This is a genomic window from Micrococcus sp. IITD107 (assembly GCF_041927415.1).
GTDB classification, from domain to species: Bacteria; Actinomycetota; Actinomycetes; order Actinomycetales; family Micrococcaceae; genus Citricoccus; species Citricoccus terreus.
Window position 1 is genome coordinate 54,585 of sequence record NZ_JBHFFN010000004.1, and the last position, 15,609, is coordinate 70,193.

Below are 15,609 nucleotides of genomic sequence, written 5' to 3' on the forward strand. Positions count from 1 at the left end.
CCGTCTCGCAAACTACCACCCAGAGCGCCGGGACGCGCGGTTTCAAGCCGATATTCCGCGGATTCTGGCGTTCTTCCACGGTTTTTCGCGGTCAGCGTCCCCTCTGGCCGCCCGGAGAGGCCACCTGCGAGGAGGCTGACAACGTCCCATGTGGGAGCGGAAACGCCTCGGGGCGGCCCGCTCGACTCCCGCAGGAATCGACGGCGGACCGCCCCGAGGACTGGACAGCGTCAGCTGATCAGCGGATCACCAGGAGGACTTGGTGACGCCGGGCAGCTCGCCGCGGTGGGCCATGTCACGCAGGCGCACGCGGGAGATGCCGAACTTCTGGAAGGTGCCGCGCGGACGGCCGTCGATGGCGTCGCGGTTGCGCACGCGCACCGGGGAGGCGTTGCGGGGCAGCTTCTGCAGACCCACGCGAGCGGCCTCGCGGGCCTCGTCAGAGGCGTTGGGGTCCACCAGGGTCTTCTTGAGCTCGAGACGCTTCTCCGCGTAGCGGGCGACGATGACCTTGCGCTCTTCGTTCTTGGCGATCTTGGACTTCTTGGCCATGTCTCAGCGCTCCTCTCGGAATTCGACGTGCTTGCGGACGACCGGATCGTACTTCTTCAGCACGATGCGGTCGGGGTCGTTCCGGCGGTTCTTGCGGGTCACGTAGGTGTACCCGGTGCCGGCGGTCGACTTCAGCTTGATGATGGGACGTACGTCCTTGTCCTTGGCCATGTCAGAGCTTCACTCCCTTGGCGATGAGATCGGCGACCACGGCGTCGATGCCACGGACATCGATGGTCTTGATGCCCTTGGCCGACAGCGTCAGGGTGACGTTGCGGCGCAGGGACGGGACCCAGTAGGTCTTCTTCTGGATGTTGGGGTCGAACCGACGCTTGGTGCGACGGTGCGAGTGGGAGATGCTGTGGCCGAAGTTCGGCCCAGCCCCGGTTACCTGGCAGTGAGCTGCCATGATCACTCCTCGTTGCAAGTAGTAGTAAAAGTACGGGCGGAACCCGCTGGTGGACGTGCAGTGCCGCCTGCTCAGATGAACCGAGCCTGCGGCGGTCGCGCGTCCAGGAGCCCCGCCACCAGTTGTGACACCGCGCTCTTACTGCGACTTTCCGAAGGTGTACCAGGCTGGGTGAGAACCAACCGAAGTGCCCTTGATCGCTGGGGAAGACGGTGAGCCCTGAGCCGACCGCACAGTGTGGACCGCACGGTGATGGTTCAGGATCCGGTTTACGGGAAGCACGTTGTTTTCCGACGCTCCTCCGTCACCTGCACTCGGCAGGGCACAGAGAAGCCCAACGTGGCTTAGCGCCGTCCTATCCTACGACGTTCCACCGACTCGTTCAATTCGAGTCAGGCTCCTGGCGCTGGGGGCAGACCTCGGTGAGCGCCGGGTCACGGAACACCCAGTGGTCCGGCTTGAGATGGCCGATCAGCTTGCCGCCGATCCGACCGATGTCCTCCAGGTCCCGGGCGTCCAGCACGTCCAGCAGCCGGCGGCGGACACTGCGCACGTGCACCGGCGCCAGACGGATGACCTCCTGCATCCCCACCTCGGTCATCTGAGCCAGGGTGACACGGGCATCCACCGGAGAGGTGCTGCGCTGGATCCATCCGCGCTTCTCCAGCTTGCGCGCCGCGTGGGAGAGCCGGGAGAGCGAGGAGTTCGTCCTACTGGCCAGCTCGCTCATGGGCAGCGGATCCCCGTGCTCGGAGAGCATGGCCAGCACCTGATACTCGAAGATGCTGACGGCGCCGTGGTCCTGCAGGTCCGCCTCCAGCGCTGGCATCAGCTGCATGTGGGTGGCCACCATGGAGAGCCAGGCGCGCCGTTCCACCGGATCCAGCCACCGCACCTCAGGGGCGTCCGTTCCCGCTGCCTGATCTGTTAGATCGTCTACCGGTCCCTCATCCATGGGGACCAGTATTCCATCAGGGCGCCGTGATAAGGGAAGACGTGGACCGAGACTTTCGCCGCATTCGTGCCTCAGCGCGCAGACATCAGTCGCCGACGCCGCTGCCAGGACACGATCTGCATCACCACGACCACCAGCAGTGCGATGAGGAACATCGCTGAACCGATGACATTGGCCTCCGCGGGAATGCCTCTGGCCGCCGCCACGTAGACGAACTTGGGGAAGGTCTCCAAGGTGCCGGAGTTGAAGTTGGTGATGATGAAGTCATCGAAGCTCATGGCGAAGGAGAGCAGACCGGCGGCCAGGATCCCCGGGACCAACTGGGGCAGGGTCACCCGGAGGAACACCTGGAACGGGGATCCGTACAGGTCCCGGCCGGCCTCCTCCAGCCGGTGGTCCAGGGTGGCCACGCGCGACCGGATGGTCACCACCACGAAGGCCATGCAGAACATCACATGGGCCAGCACCACGCTCCAGAAGCCCAACTGCATGCCCACGTTGAGGAACAAAGCGAGCAGGGAGGCGCCCAGGACCACCTCGGGGGTGGCCAGCGGCAGGAAGATCAGGAACCCGGCCGCGTCCCGGAACCGGAAGGCGTACCGCGCCAGCCCGTAGGCCAGCAGGGTGCCCAGCACCAGGGCGATCGCCGTGGCGGTCAGTCCGATCTTCAGTGAGCTCTGGACCGCCTCGCACACGCCGGGGGCGCCGCAGGGGTTCTGCCAGTTCTCCCAGCTGAATCCGCGCCAGGTCAGGTTGGTGCGGGCCGGCTCGTTGAACGAGAAGATGAAGATGTAGGCGATCGGCACCAGCAGGTACACGAAGGCCAGGCCGCCCAGCACGGGGATGGCCCACCGGCCCAGGAACCGCCCGAGGCGGGCGCCGGCGGTGTCCGGGCGGACGCTGGTGGCACTGGAGTCGGCGCCCGCGGAGGTCCGGGGTGCCTGCTGGGTGGTGCTCATCGAGGATGCTCCTGTGGTCTGATCGGACATCGGGCTCACACCAGGTCCTTGGTGCCGAACCGGCGGACGTACAGGCTGACCAGGATCAGGATGGCCACCATGAGGATGAAGGACAGCGCCGCGGCACCCGGGTAGTCCAGCACGCGCATGAACTTCGAGTCGATCACCTGACCGATCATCGTGGTGTTGCGGTTGTTGCCCAGGATCGCGGCGTTCACGAAGTCACCGGCGGCGGGGATGAACGTCAGCAGCGTTCCGGCCAGCACGCCCGGCAGCGACAGCGGGAAGGTGACCTTGCGGAACGTGGTCACCCCGTTGGCGTACAGGTCCTGACCTGCCTCCAGCAGCCGTCCGTCCAGGGCCTGCAGGTTCGCGTAGATCGGCAGCACCATGAACGGCAGGAAGTTGTAGGTCAGGCCGGCCACCACGGCCACCGAGGTGGTGGTCAGCGAGGCCCCCGCCGGCATGAGGTGCAGGGTCTTGAGCGCCTGCACCACGAATCCCTCGTCCGCCAGGATCTGCTTCCAGGCCTGGGTGCGCAGCACGAAGGACGTGAAGAACGGGGCGATCAGCAGCACCAGCAGCAGCCCTTGGAGGAAGGAGTGCCCGCGCAGCCGGACCGCGATCAGGTAGGCCATCGGGTATCCGATGATCAGACACAGGATGGTGGCCAGCAGGGCGAACCAGAACGACCGCAGCAGCTCAGTCCAGTAACCGCTGATCACCACGGCGTAGTTGCCGAACTCCAACGCGGGGGCGAACTGCCCGATGTCCGCTCCCGGCGGCTTCACATACAGCGAGGTCGCCAGCAGGGTGAAGACCGGCAGGATGAAGAACAGGGCCAGGTAGACCAGGCCGGGGGTGACCAGACCGTAGCCGGCCTTGCCGCGCCGACCCTCAGGTTCGGTGACTGCGTTGGTCTTCCGCCGCCGTCGGGAACCGCCTCCGCTTGGCTGCGAGGAGGCGGCCTGGGCCTGGGCCACGCGTGCCAAGGCGCGGGTCTCGGTGCCCGCACTCATGCCGCATCCTCACCGGCGGCGGCATCCTCCGCGCCGTCCAGCCCGAAGGCACGGGACGGATCCCAGCTGAGCTCCACAGCGTCACCGGGGCGGATCCGGGTGGCGTCCCGGTTCTGGGCGAAGACGCCCAGCTCGCCCAGTCCTGGCACATCCACGCGGTATTCGGTAGAGACGCCGGTGAAGGAGACGTCGGTGACGGTCCCGTCCACCTCGTTGACCACTCCGGAGGTCCCGACGACGACCGGCTCGCCTCCAGCGCGGGTCCCGGCCGGGCGCAGGGCGATCTTCTCCGGACGGACGCCCACCAGCACGTCACCGGTGGTGGAGACGGCCCGGGAGGAGTCCAGCAGCAGCCGGTGCCCGGAGGCGTCGATCTCCAGCATGCCGTCTGCTCCGGACCCGCCGGTCACGCTGCCGGCCATCAGATTGGACCGGCCCAGGAAGTTGGCCACGAACGCCGTCTGCGGCAGGTCGTAGAGGTCCTCAGGAGCGCCCATCTGCTCGATCCGCCCTGCGTTCATCACGGCCACGGTGTCAGCCATGGTCATGGCCTCCTCCTGGTCATGGGTGACGTGGATGAAGGTCAGGCCCACATCGGTCTGGATGCGCTTGAGCTCGGACTGCATCTGCCGACGCAGCTTCATGTCCAGAGCACCCAGCGGCTCGTCCAGCAGAAGGATCTCCGGCTGGTTGACCAGGGCGCGGGCCAGAGCCACACGCTGCTGCTGACCACCGGAGAGCTGGCCGGGCTTGCGGTCGGCCAGGTGGGTCAGCTCCACGAGTTCGAGGAACTCATCAGCCTGGGCCTTCCACTCCTTGACCTTGCGCCGACGCAGGCCGAAGGCCACGTTCTCCCGCACTGACATGTGGGGGAACAGGGCGTAGGACTGGAACACCGTGTTCACCGGACGCTTGAACGGCGGCAGGCTGGTCACGTCCGTCCCGCCGATCCGGATGGATCCTCCGGAGGGCTTCTCCAGCCCGGCGACCATCCGCAGCGTGGTGGTCTTCCCGCAGCCGGAGGGCCCCAGCAGGGCGAAGAACTCGCCGGCCGGGACGGTCAGGTCCAGCGGCTGCACCGCATGGAACTCGCCGAAGGTCTTGCTGATCTGGTCCAGGGTCAGCTCGGAGCCGCGCGACTCCTCGGTCTGGGTCCCGGACTCCGTGGTGGACGCGGTGGTGGGGGTGGTGTCCTGTGCAGTCATGGATTCAGTTGCCGATCGCCTGCTGGAAGGCCTGGTTGTAGCGGGTGTCCTCTTCAGGGGTGAGCGAGCGGATGATCTGGACGTTCTCCAGGTACTCGTCCGTGGGGAAGATCAGCGGATCCTCGGCCAGCTCCGGATCGATCTTCTCCATCTCCTCGCGTGCGCCCTCCACCGGGCAGATGTAGTTCACGTAGGCGGCCACCTCGGCGGCCACCGCCGGATCGTAGTAGTAGTCGATGAGTGCCTCGGCGTTCTTCTTGTGGGTGGCGCCCATGGGCACCATCATGTTGTCCGCCCACATGTCGCCGCCGGACTCCGGGAGTCCGAACTGCCAGCGGTCGCCATTCTCGAAGTTGAGCTGGGTGATGTCCCCGGACCAACCGATCACGGCCAGCGCGTCCCCGGAGATCAGGTCCTCCTTGTAGGAGTTGCCCTTGACCTGGCGGATCTGCCCGCTGGCGATGTGCCCCTTGAGCGTCTCCAGGGCGTTGTCGAACTCGTCGTCGCCCCAGTCCCCGGCGATGTCCACACCGTCGGCCATCATCAGCAGGCCCATGGTGTCCAGCATCTCGTCCAGGACCACCACGCGGCCCTTGAGCTCGGGCTTCCAGAGGTCGTCCAGGGTCTTCAGTCCCTGGGGGACCTCCTGCTTGTTCCAGGCCAGGCCAGTGAATCCGCCCTGCCAGGTCATGGAGCGGCTGCGTCCGGAGTCCCATTCGACGTTGCGGTAGTTCTCCAGCAGGTTGGCGGTGTTGGGCATGTTCGCCGAGTCCAGCTCCTGGACGTAGCCCAGGCGGATGAGCCGGGCGGCCATCCAGTCGGTGAGGGTGATGATGTCCGCACCGATGTCCTGCCCGCCGGAGAGCTGGCTCTGGTACTTGCCGAAGTAGGAGTCGTTGGAGTCGATGTCCTCGGTGTAGGAGACGTCGATCCCGGACTGCTCCTTGAAGGCCTCCAGAGTGGGGTAGGTCCCGGCCTCGTCGTCATAGTCCAGGTACAGGGTCCAGTTGGACCAGCGCAGGGTCTTCTCGGAGTCGGAGAGGTCCTGGGCCGCGGAGAGCGCCGCCGACTCTCCGCCTCCGCCGGAGGGGGTGGTCCCGCCGCCGGTTCCGCAGGCGGCCAGCAGGGAGGCCAGTCCCAGCCCGCCGGCGCCGGCCAGCAGCGAACGGCGGCTCAGCCGTGAGCCCGAGGCTGTGCGGGAGAGCCGGACCAGGGCCTGGACGGCCGGATCCTGCGGCCCTGGCCGCAGCGCTGCGGAGTTCTGACGGGGATCGGTGTGACGACGGGACATGACGGCTCCTCGAGACGGATGGGGACGACGGTCCGTGGCCGAGGGCGGCACACGGTGTGTCGGTGCGAATCCAGCATTCGTGTGGACACGAGTGTGTCAGAGGGCACATCAGGGCACAAGGGTTTTCGTTGTTACATTCTTGTTTCACCTCGAAATCCGTCTCTTGCAATCCCCTCTGGCTCAGGATTCAATGGGGACACCCGCGAAGGGTGACGGAGATCGCATTCCGTTGCGTCGTCGTCGGGATGTCCTGGAGCCGGCCCGCCTGCTCACCGCCGCTGAAGAACCCTCGGAGGTCCGATGACCGATCCGGCACGCAGCCTGGCCGTTGCAGGTCAGGAATCCCACGAGCCCACGCACCTGGACGAGCGGGCCAAGGCGATCATCGAGCAGCTGCAGCAGGACGGGCGGCGCTCGTACTCCGCGATCGGCCGGGCCGTGGGCCTCTCCGAGGCGGCGGTGCGCCAGCGGATGACCCGCCTGCTCAACGACCAGGTGGTCAAGATCGTGGCCGTCACCAACCCCATGCAGCTGGGGTTCCCGCGTCAGGCCATGGTCCACGTCAAGACCGGGCCGGACCTGACCGAGACCGCCGACCGCCTCGCCGCCATCCCCGAAGTGGACTACTGCGTGGTGGTGGCCGGGCGCTGGGACGTGCTGCTGGAGGTCGTCTGCGAGGACGACCAGCACCTGCTCGACGTCCTCACCACGATCCGCGCCACCGACGGCGTGGTCGAGACCGACACACTGACCTATCTCTCACTGCGCAAACAGGAATACGACTGGGGAACACGATGACCGAGAACAGCTACGCCACCACGCCCGCCGGCACCTCCCGCCAGGACGCCGCCCGTGACCACCTGTGGATGCACATGACCGCCATGGGGCCGATCCAGCGCGGCGCGAACGTGCCGATGATCGTGCGCGGTGAGGGCCACATGATCTACGACGACGCTGGCAAGGGGTACATCGACGGCCTCGCCGGGCTCTTCACCACCCAGGTGGGACATGGCCGCGAGGAGCTGGCCGAGGCCGCCGCACGGCAGATGCGCGAGCTGGCCTTCATGCCCCTGTGGTCCTACTCCCACGCACCGGCGATCGACCTGGCCGAACGGCTGGCCGCCTACGCACCGGGCGACCTGAACCGGGTGTTCTTCACCACCGGCGGCGGCGAGGCCGTGGAGTCGGCGTGGAAGCTGGCGAAGAACTACTTCAAGGAGGTGGGCAAGCCGATGAAGCACAAGGTCATCTCCCGCGCGGTGGCCTACCACGGCACGCCGCAGGGCGCCCTGTCCATCACCGGCATCCCCGATCTGAAGCAGCAGTTCGAACCGCTGACCCCGGGCGGGTTCCGGGTGCCCAACACCAACTTCTACCGGGCACCGGAGTTCTGCGCGGACAACGAGAAGGACTTCGGTCTCTGGGCTGCGGAACGGATCCGGGAGGCGATCGAGTTCGAGGGTCCGGAGACCGTGGCGGCCGTGTTCCTCGAGCCGGTCCAGAACGCCGGCGGCTGCTTCCCGCCGCCCGAGGGGTACTTCCAGCGGGTGCGCGAGATCTGCGACGAGTACGACGTGCTGCTGGTCTCCGACGAGGTGATCTGTGCGTTCGGGCGCGTGGGCGAGATGTTCGCCTGCAACGACTTCGGCTACGTGCCGGACATCATCACCTGCGCCAAGGGCATGACCTCCGGCTACGCCCCGATCGGCGCGATGATCGCCTCCGAGCGCCTGTTCGAGCCCTTCGGCAAGGACGCCACGTTCTACCACGGCTACACCTTCGGCGGACATCCGGTCTCGGCTGCGGTGGCCATGGCCAACCTGGACCTGATGGAGCGCGAGGGACTGAACCAGCGCGTGCACGAGAACACCGACGCGTTCCGGGCCACCCTGGAGAAGCTGCTGGATCTGCCGATCGTGGGCGATGTGCGCGGCGCCGGCTACTTCTTCGGGATCGAGCTGGTCAAGGACAAGGTCACCAAGGAGACCTTCGAGGGCGAGGAGGCCGACAGCCTGCTGCGCGACTTCGTCACCCCCAAGCTGTGGGACGCCGGACTGTACTGCCGCGCCGACGACCGCGGCGACCCGGTCATCCAGCTCTCCCCCGCGCTGACCATCGGACAGTCCGAGTTCGACGAGATCGAGCAGATCCTGCGTGGCGTGCTCACCGAGGCCGCGAACCGGATCTGATCGAGGCTGCTGTCCACCGGCGGCACGCGGACGGACCGGTTCAGTCCGCGTGCAGCCGGTGCACCAGCAGGGCCACCTGCAGCGAGGCCAGCGACTCAGGGCCCTCCAGGGACACCCCGAGCCTGCGCTGGAGCCGCGCCAGCCGGGCATAGAGGGCCGGGCGGGACACGTTCAGGCTCTGCGCCAGGGCGCTCTTGTTGCCGCCGCTGGCGAGCAGTCGCTCGAGCAGCTCGAGATCCGCGGTCCGCTCCGGTCCCAGCACCGGCTCCAGTTCGGCCGCCGCGAACTGACGCACCCGTTCATCCCCGCGCAACGAGGCCAACAGTCCGCGCAGTCGGACATCCCGTGCCCGGTAGTAGGTCCGCCGCGCACCGGCCCTGGCATCGTCTCCGCCCACCGGCCCGAGGCCCGGCGCGGACCCGAGCGCCTCCGCCGCCTCGGCCACCATGGCCGCCTCGTCCAGTCGCGCCGCCGCGGTCAGCAGCAGTGGCTCGGCAGGTCCGGCGCCGGCCACCGACCCCGCCTCCGCGCCGAGACGTCGACGCACTCCACCCAGCACCCGTTCCAGGACCGATCCCTCCAGGGCCCGTGCAGCCACCGGGATCAGCAGGGCCAGTCCGGCGGCGTTCAGCCGGCCGGCCAGCGCCGTGGTCCGCGCCTGGCGCAGCGACCAGGTCAGCGCGTCCAGCACCTCCCGGTCCGTGCGCCGTCCGGCATCCCACCGCAGCACCACCGGGACCCACGCCGCCGCGACCGGACCGTCCTCCGGCCGGCCGCGCACCACCCCGATCCCCAGAGCCCGCGCCCGCCGCAGGGCCTCGTCCTCCTCCAGATGCCAGGGCCGGCGCAGCTCGTGCAGCAGGGTGGACTCGGCCTGCCGCGCCTGGTCCTGGCGGCTGCGCTCGGTCAGCAGGCCCAGGGCCACCGCCTGGGCGGCGCGCTCCAACACGGTGGAGCACAGCTCCCGCGGCGGCACCGGCCCCCGTTCCGGCACCTCCACGGCCAGCACTCCCGCAGGCTCGCCGGCCACCACCACCGGCACCTGCGGGACCGCCGGTCCCCCGTCTCGGATTCCCGACGACGGCCCCTCGGCGTCTCGATGCCAGTGCACCCGGGTGCCCAACAGCTTCCCCGCCTCCTCCACGATCCGCGGAGCCGGTGCGGCTTCCAGGGAGAGGTCGGTGAAGACGTCGTGGATGCGCCGGTCGGTGGTGAGCTGTTCGAGCTGACGCTCAGAGATCCGGCGGTGCACCTCCTGGGTGATGGCCACGAACCTGACCTGACGGCTGAGCCGATAGACGGGCAGGCTCCGGTGTGCGGCCGCCTGTGCCAGCGCCCGAGCCACCTGCTCACGTTCAGGCAGGACCTCCACCGCCACGGCGGCCACCTGCGCGGCCTCCAGCTCGTCCAGCATCCGCTCGGCCTCGCGCACCCCCTCCTCGGCGGAGGCCGGTCCGTCCAGCAGCCGCCCGGTGGACAGCACGAACTCCCCGCCCTCCAGCAGGGTGGTGGCCTCCAGGGTCTCGGCCACGTGGATCCACCGCACGGGGACGGGGTCCGAGCGCTCCGCCACAGGCCGCGCTGCGGAGATCAGTTCGGGGGCGCCGGCCTGGAACGCCTCCATGGTGAGGATCTCGTCCAGGATCAGGGCCGCACGGGGCATCGGTTCAGGCGCACGGGGAGCGGTCACGGCGCCAGTGTAGCCCTGATCTGACACTGTGTCAGAGATCAGCCAGCCGAACGTGACACTGTGTCTCTGGCCGTCGTCGTGGTCTGCCTCCAGCATGGAGGAAGAACGCCTGCGCACCCGAGGCGCAGTGCCCCCAGCCCTGCCGACGAGAGGACACACTCCGTGGAGACCATCCGCCACTGGATCGACAACGCACCCGCCGCCGGAGCGGACTCCGATCCCACCGCCGACGTCACCAATCCCGCCACCGGTGAGGTGACCGGCCAGGTCACGCTGGCCTCCGCCCAGACGGTGGATCAGGCCGTGGCAGCGGCGAAGAAGGCCTTCCCCGGCTGGCGGGACACGTCCCTGTCCAAGCGCGTCCAGGTGCTCTTCCGCTACCGCGAACTGCTCAACCAGCGCAAGGAGGAGCTGGCCGCGCTCATCACCGCCGAGCACGGCAAGGTCCTGGACGATGCCCTGGGCGAGGTGAACCGTGGCCTGGAGGTCGTGGAGTTCGCCTGCGGCATGCCACATCTGCTCAAGGGGGCCTACACCGAGAACGCCTCCACCCAGGTGGACGTCCACTCCGTGCGCCAGCCCCTGGGGCCGGTGGCCATCATCTCCCCGTTCAACTTCCCCGCCATGGTGCCGATGTGGTTCTTCCCCATCGCCATCGCCACCGGCAACACCGTGGTGCTCAAGCCCTCGGAGAAGGTGCCCTCGGCCGCCAACTGGGAGGCCGAGCTGTGGAAGGAGGCCGGCCTGCCGGACGGCGTGTTCAATGTGGTGCACGGCGGCAAGGAGTCCGTGGACCGGCTGCTGGAGCACCCGGACATCGCCTCGGTCTCCTTCGTGGGCTCCACCCCGATCGCCCAGCACGTCTACCGGACCGGCACCGCGCACGGCAAGCGCGTGCAGGCGCTCGGCGGGGCCAAGAACCACATGCTCGTGTTACCCGACGCCGATCTGGACCTGGCGGCGGACAATGCCATCAACGCCGGCTTCGGCTCGGCCGGTGAACGCTGCATGGCCATCTCCGCCCTGGTGGCCGTGGGCGAGATCGCCGACGAGCTTGTGGAGAAGATCGCCGAGCGGGCACGGGCCCTGCGCACCGGCGATGGGCTGCGCGGCTGCGACATGGGTCCGCTGGTCACCTCCCAGCACCGGGAGAAGGTGGCCGGCTACGTGGACGCCGGCGAGCGGGAGGGTGCCACCGTGGTGGTGGACGGCCGCACCGGCGAGTTCGACGCCGACGGCTCGGGCTTCTTCCTCGGCCCCACCCTGTTCGACCATGTCACCCCGGAGATGAGCATCTACACCGATGAGATCTTCGGTCCGGTGCTCTCGGTGATCCGGGTGGACTCCTACGACGAGGGCCTGGAGCTGATCAACGCCAACCCGTACGGCAACGGCACCGCGATCTTCACCAACGACGGCGGCGCGGCCCGGCGGTTCCAGAACGAGGTCACCGTGGGCATGATCGGCGTGAACGTGCCGATCCCGGTGCCGATGGCCTACTACTCCTTCGGCGGATGGAAGAACTCCCTGTTCGGGGACTCCCACGCCCACGGCGTGGAGGGCGTGCAGTTCTTCACCCGCGGCAAGGTGGTCACCACCCGCTGGGCCGATCCCTCCCACGGGGGCATCAATCTGGGCTTCCCGCAGAACGACTGACCCCACGCTGCACCTGCACCATCCCTTCCCTGTCCGTCCGCGTGCCGGTCTGGCACAGTGGTCAGCAACGACCTCCAAGGAGAGATCATGAGCATCGAGCCCATCACCCCTGACCCCGAGATCGGCGAGGAGCTGCTCTCCGCCGGACGCAAGGCCCGCGACCTGGACCGTGCGCACGTCTTCCACTCGTGGAGCGCGCAGGCCAGCCTGGATCCGATGACGGTGGTGAAGACCGAAGGGCCGCACGTCTGGGACGGCGAGGGGCGGAAGCTGATCGACTTCTCCTCCCAGATGGTCAACACGAACATCGGGCACGGCCACCCGGCGGTGGTGGCGGCGATCCAGGAGCAGGCCGCGCGGATCGCCACCATCGCCCCGGCGCACGTCAACGACGCCCGGTCGGAGGCGGCCCGGCTGATCAGCGACCTGACGCCCGGGGATCTGAACCACGTCTTCTTCACCAACGGCGGCGCGGACGCGGTGGAGCACGCCGTGCGCATGGCCCGCGTGCACACCGGCAAGACCAAGATCCTCTCCGCGTACCGCTCCTACCACGGCGGGACCGACCTGGCGATCAACATCACCGGCGGTGCCCGCCGCATCCCGGTGGACCGGGCGGCCGCAGGCACTGCACACTTCCTGCCGCCGTTCACCTACCGCAGCAGCTTCCATGCGGAGGATGACGCGCAGGAGGGCCAGCGCGCACTCGAGCACCTCGAGCAGGTGATCACCCTGGAGGGTCCGTCCACGATCGCCGCCGTGATCCTGGAGTCGGTCCCCGGCACCGCCGGCATCTTCGTCCCCCCGGCGGGGTACCTGGAGGGCGTGCGGGAGCTGACCCGCCGGCACGGGATCTTGTTCATCGCCGACGAGGTCATGGCCGGCTTCGGCCGGACCGGCCGCTGGTTCGGCGTGGACCACTGGGGTGTGGAGCCGGACCTGCTCACCTTCGCCAAGGGCGTGAACTCCGGCTACGTCCCGCTGGGCGGCGTGGCGATCTCGGACGAGGTCTACCAGACCTTCGCCGAGACCCCCTACCCCGGCGGACTGACCTACTCCGGCCACCCGCTGGCCTGTGCGGCGGCCGTGGCCACCATCACCGCCATGCAGGACGAGGGGATGGTGGAGAACGCGGCCCGGCTGGGCACCGAGATCTTCGGCCCCCGCCTGCGGGAGCTCAAGGACCGCCACCCCTCGGTGGGGGATGTGCGCGGCCTGGGCGCATTCTGGGCCGTGGAGCTGGTCAAGGACCGCACCACCAAGGAGCCCCTGGACATCGGCGAGCTGGTGGCCGAGTGCAAGAAGCTGGGCCTGCTGCCGTTCGTGGCCGAGAACCGCCTGCACCTGACTCCGCCGCTGAACACCCCGGACGAGGTGGTCCGTCAGGGACTGGACATCCTGGACCAGGCTCTGGAGGTCGCCGACCGCGCGGTGCAGGGCTGAGCGGCAGGGTCACCGCCGCGTCAGGTCACCCGGCCAGAGATTCCCGACGACGGCCCCTCACCGCCCGCTGATCAGGTCGGCCAGGGTGGCCAGCGGGTGGGTGTTGGGCCGTCCCGCTGACTCGCGCGCGTCCGCCAGGTGATAGGCGCGGTACAGCCCGTGGACCCCGGCGTAGCGCAGGGGTTCGGGCTCCCACCGGCGCACGGTGTGGCCCACCCACGGGTGCCGCGTCCGGGCGGTGCCCTCCCCCAGGACCAGGTCGGCCAACGTGCGTCCGGCCAGGTTCGTGGCGGTCACTCCTGTGCCCACATAGCCCCCGGCGTGGCCGTGCCCCGTGGCGGGGTCATAGGTGACGGTGGGCCGCCAGTCCCGCGGGACGCCGAGCACCCCTGACCAGGCGTGCGCCACCGGGACGCGGCCGTCGTCGTGCCTCACCGCCGGGAAGAACTCGGCGAGGATCCCGCTCAGCGCGGCCACCGTCTCCGGAGCGGTGCGGCCGTCGGCGTCCACCCTGGAGCCGTAGCGGTACGGGACTCCGCGCCCGCCCAGGGCGATCCGCCCGTCCGAGGTGCGCTGCAGGTACACGTAGGCGTGGGCCAGGTCCTCCACGGTCTCCATGCCGTCCCACCCGATCCGGTCCCACACGTGGCGCGGCAGCGGATCGGTGACGATCATCGAGGAGTTCATCGGGATCCAGTCACGCCGGTGCCCGGGCAGCAGCGCGGTGAAACCCTCCGTGCAGCGCAGGATGTGGCGCGCACGCACGGTGCCGTGGTCGGTGACCAGCCGGTCCCCCTCGATCCGCCGGACGGGGGTCTGCTCGTGGATGCGCACGCCCAGCCGGCGCACGGTCTCGGCCAGTCCGCGCACCAGTTTGGCGGGGTTGAGCCGGGCGCACTGGGGCAGATGGATGCCGCCGAGCGCACCGGCCACCCGGATGCGGTCGGCGAGCTCATCGGCGTCCAGCACGCGGTGCCGTTCAAAGGGCCAGTCCTGCAGCTGCGCGTCCAGGGCGTGCAGACGGGAGAGCTGCGCGGGATTCCGGGCCACCAGCAGCTCGCCGCCCTTGACGATGTCCGCCTCGATCCCCTCCGCTGCGGCCACCGCGATCACCTCATCCACCGCCGCGTCCAGATCATGCTGGAAGGCCTCGGTGGCTGTCCGGCCGTGGGCCTTGACGTACCGATCGGTGCCTCCGGTCATGGAGTTGGCCAGCCATCCGCCGTTGCGTCCGGAGGCACCGTAGCCGGGGAACCGCGCCTCGAGGATCTCGATCCGCAGGTCCGGGCGGGCCTGGGCCAGGTAGTAGGCGGTCCACAGTCCGGTGTATCCCGCGCCGATGATCGCCACGTCCGCGTTCCGGTCTCCCTCCAGCGGCGGGCCGGGCTCGGGCTGACCGAGCTGGGCATGCCAGAAGGAGACCTGCCCGTTGGCGGGTCCGCGCAGAGGGGTCTGGTCAGAGTGGCGGGTCATGGTGCTCTCTCCAGTTCGGTGGCCAGCCCGGCCAGTTGCAGCTGGAGTGCAGTGGCGAAGGCTTCCTCCAGCTCCACGGCAGTCATCGGGCCAGCGTGGGTGGCAGAGAAGGGGTGGGTGCGTGGATCAGCGGCACGGTAGGTCTGCTCCCACTTGCGCTGATCCGCCTCGGCCTCCGGGTGCAGCTCCACGGCGGCGCGGAATCCCGTCCAGGCCAGCACGGTGTCCTCCAGTGCGCGGTAGACCAGCACGGCACGGGGCTCGTCCAGGCCGGCCCGGGTGAGGATGCGCAGGAGGGTCTCGGTCAGGTCCATCTCTGCCGGCAGCCGGGTCACACGGGGGGTGGCGGCCACGGCGACCTGCGGATGGTCCAGATACGCCCGGTGCACCCGGTGCAGCAGCTCGGTCAGGTCCGCCCGCCAGTCCCCCGTCTCGGCGAACCCGCTCATCGCCTCGCCGATGATCCCGTCCGCCACCGCCAGCAGCAGCTCGTCCTTGGACGCCACGTACCGGTACAGCGCCGAGGGGTCCACCCCCAGGCGCGCCCCCAGGGCACGGAAGGTGAGCGGCTCGCCCTCCGCGGTGGAGGTCATCCCGACGGCGGCCCGCACCACGCGCTCTCGGTCCAGGGGCGCGGCCCCGGACTTGGCAGGGCGCCCCCGGCGTCCGGCGCCGGCTGGCACCGGCCCAGGTGCGGTGTGCGGTGCGGTCGGGTGGACGGTCATGCAGGCAGTCTGACGCCGGAGGGGTCGATAGTCAACACCGTTG

Annotated in this window: 15 protein-coding genes; 4 read left to right on the forward strand and 11 right to left on the reverse strand. The window is 69.1% G+C overall.

The features are described from left to right. Positions 1–246: 246 nt before the first annotated feature. From rpsN to ACEXHE_RS08585, 8 genes are all read right to left on the reverse strand, one after another. Positions 247–552, reverse strand: coding sequence for a 30S ribosomal protein S14 (gene rpsN / locus ACEXHE_RS08550; protein ID WP_091695785.1), 306 nt, complete (start codon positions 550–552; stop codon positions 247–249). A gap of 3 nt (positions 553–555) precedes the next feature. Next, positions 556–723: a 50S ribosomal protein L33 gene (rpmG, locus tag ACEXHE_RS08555; protein ID WP_091695783.1), complete on the reverse strand. Its 168-nt coding sequence runs from the start codon at positions 721–723 to the stop codon at positions 556–558. A 1-nt stretch (position 724) separates the two neighbouring features. Further along, the gene (gene rpmB / locus ACEXHE_RS08560) at positions 725–961 is read right to left on the reverse strand and encodes a 50S ribosomal protein L28 (RefSeq protein WP_091695781.1); all 237 of its coding nucleotides are present in this window, start codon (positions 959–961) and stop codon (positions 725–727) included. A gap of 382 nt (positions 962–1,343) precedes the next feature. Then, entirely contained in the window at positions 1,344–1,916 is a 573-nt protein-coding gene (locus ACEXHE_RS08565) for a MarR family winged helix-turn-helix transcriptional regulator (protein ID WP_374785482.1), read from the reverse strand. Between the two features lie 71 nt (positions 1,917–1,987). Next, complete coding sequence (locus ACEXHE_RS08570; protein WP_374785483.1) at positions 1,988–2,875, reverse strand: ABC transporter permease; 888 nt, start codon at positions 2,873–2,875, stop codon at positions 1,988–1,990. A 35-nt stretch (positions 2,876–2,910) separates the two neighbouring features. After that, complete coding sequence (locus tag ACEXHE_RS08575) at positions 2,911–3,894, reverse strand: ABC transporter permease (protein WP_374785484.1); 984 nt, start codon at positions 3,892–3,894, stop codon at positions 2,911–2,913. Further along, the gene (locus ACEXHE_RS08580) at positions 3,891–5,099 is read right to left on the reverse strand and encodes an ABC transporter ATP-binding protein (protein ID WP_374785485.1); all 1,209 of its coding nucleotides are present in this window, start codon (positions 5,097–5,099) and stop codon (positions 3,891–3,893) included. The genes ACEXHE_RS08575 and ACEXHE_RS08580 overlap by 4 nt, the downstream gene beginning before the upstream one ends. A gap of 4 nt (positions 5,100–5,103) precedes the next feature. Then, positions 5,104–6,390 (reverse strand): PotD/PotF family extracellular solute-binding protein, encoded by a 1,287-nt coding sequence (locus tag ACEXHE_RS08585; protein ID WP_374785486.1) that lies wholly within the window; start codon positions 6,388–6,390, stop codon positions 5,104–5,106. Positions 6,391–6,690: 300 nt separating this feature from the next. Between ACEXHE_RS08585 and ACEXHE_RS08590 the strand changes: the two genes are divergently transcribed. Continuing rightward, positions 6,691–7,188: an Lrp/AsnC family transcriptional regulator gene (locus ACEXHE_RS08590; protein ID WP_091695769.1), complete on the forward strand. Its 498-nt coding sequence runs from the start codon at positions 6,691–6,693 to the stop codon at positions 7,186–7,188. Next, positions 7,185–8,579: an aspartate aminotransferase family protein gene (locus tag ACEXHE_RS08595; protein ID WP_277245050.1), complete on the forward strand. Its 1,395-nt coding sequence runs from the start codon at positions 7,185–7,187 to the stop codon at positions 8,577–8,579. The genes ACEXHE_RS08590 and ACEXHE_RS08595 overlap by 4 nt, the downstream gene beginning before the upstream one ends. A 40-nt stretch (positions 8,580–8,619) precedes the next feature. Here the strand turns inward: ACEXHE_RS08595 and ACEXHE_RS08600 are convergent, their stop codons facing one another. Further along, positions 8,620–10,269 (reverse strand): PucR family transcriptional regulator ligand-binding domain-containing protein, encoded by a 1,650-nt coding sequence (locus ACEXHE_RS08600; RefSeq protein ID WP_374785487.1) that lies wholly within the window; start codon positions 10,267–10,269, stop codon positions 8,620–8,622. Between the two features lie 162 nt (positions 10,270–10,431). On the opposite strand from ACEXHE_RS08600, the gene ACEXHE_RS08605 reads away from it, so the two are divergent. Then, on the forward strand, positions 10,432–11,925 hold the full coding sequence (locus tag ACEXHE_RS08605; RefSeq protein ID WP_374785488.1) for a CoA-acylating methylmalonate-semialdehyde dehydrogenase: 1,494 nt from the start codon (positions 10,432–10,434) through the stop codon (positions 11,923–11,925). 87 nt (positions 11,926–12,012) lie between these two features. After that, positions 12,013–13,368, forward strand: a complete 1,356-nt coding sequence (locus ACEXHE_RS08610; protein WP_374785489.1) for an aspartate aminotransferase family protein — start codon at positions 12,013–12,015, stop codon at positions 13,366–13,368. A 57-nt stretch (positions 13,369–13,425) separates the two neighbouring features. Here the strand turns inward: ACEXHE_RS08610 and ACEXHE_RS08615 are convergent, their stop codons facing one another. Further along, positions 13,426–14,841, reverse strand: coding sequence for an NAD(P)/FAD-dependent oxidoreductase (locus ACEXHE_RS08615; protein ID WP_374785490.1), 1,416 nt, complete (start codon positions 14,839–14,841; stop codon positions 13,426–13,428). Continuing rightward, entirely contained in the window at positions 14,838–15,566 is a 729-nt protein-coding gene (locus tag ACEXHE_RS08620) for a TetR/AcrR family transcriptional regulator (protein ID WP_374785491.1), read from the reverse strand. Before ACEXHE_RS08620 ends, ACEXHE_RS08615 begins: the two co-directional genes overlap by 4 nt. Positions 15,567–15,609: the final 43 nt, after the last annotated feature.

What these genes read in the sequence shown, in the direction of transcription:
- rpsN (WP_091695785.1), bottom strand. Translation starts at nt 552, where the DNA reads ATGGCCAAGAAGTCCAAGATCGCCAAGAACGAAGAGCGCAAGGTCATC.
- rpmG (WP_091695783.1), bottom strand. Translation starts at nt 723, where the DNA reads ATGGCCAAGGACAAGGACGTACGTCCCATCATCAAGCTGAAGTCGACC.
- rpmB (WP_091695781.1), bottom strand. Translation starts at nt 961, where the DNA reads ATGGCAGCTCACTGCCAGGTAACCGGGGCTGGGCCGAACTTCGGCCAC.
- ACEXHE_RS08565 (WP_374785482.1), bottom strand. Translation starts at nt 1,916, where the DNA reads ATGGATGAGGGACCGGTAGACGATCTAACAGATCAGGCAGCGGGAACG.
- ACEXHE_RS08570 (WP_374785483.1), bottom strand. Translation starts at nt 2,875, where the DNA reads ATGAGCACCACCCAGCAGGCACCCCGGACCTCCGCGGGCGCCGACTCC.
- ACEXHE_RS08575 (WP_374785484.1), bottom strand. Translation starts at nt 3,894, where the DNA reads ATGAGTGCGGGCACCGAGACCCGCGCCTTGGCACGCGTGGCCCAGGCC.
- ACEXHE_RS08580 (WP_374785485.1), bottom strand. Translation starts at nt 5,099, where the DNA reads ATGACTGCACAGGACACCACCCCCACCACCGCGTCCACCACGGAGTCC.
- ACEXHE_RS08585 (WP_374785486.1), bottom strand. Translation starts at nt 6,390, where the DNA reads ATGTCCCGTCGTCACACCGATCCCCGTCAGAACTCCGCAGCGCTGCGG.
- ACEXHE_RS08590 (WP_091695769.1), top strand. Translation starts at nt 6,691, where the DNA reads ATGACCGATCCGGCACGCAGCCTGGCCGTTGCAGGTCAGGAATCCCAC.
- ACEXHE_RS08595 (WP_277245050.1), top strand. Translation starts at nt 7,185, where the DNA reads ATGACCGAGAACAGCTACGCCACCACGCCCGCCGGCACCTCCCGCCAG.
- ACEXHE_RS08610 (WP_374785489.1), top strand. Translation starts at nt 12,013, where the DNA reads ATGAGCATCGAGCCCATCACCCCTGACCCCGAGATCGGCGAGGAGCTG.
- ACEXHE_RS08615 (WP_374785490.1), bottom strand. Translation starts at nt 14,841, where the DNA reads ATGACCCGCCACTCTGACCAGACCCCTCTGCGCGGACCCGCCAACGGG.
- ACEXHE_RS08620 (WP_374785491.1), bottom strand. Translation starts at nt 15,566, where the DNA reads ATGACCGTCCACCCGACCGCACCGCACACCGCACCTGGGCCGGTGCCA.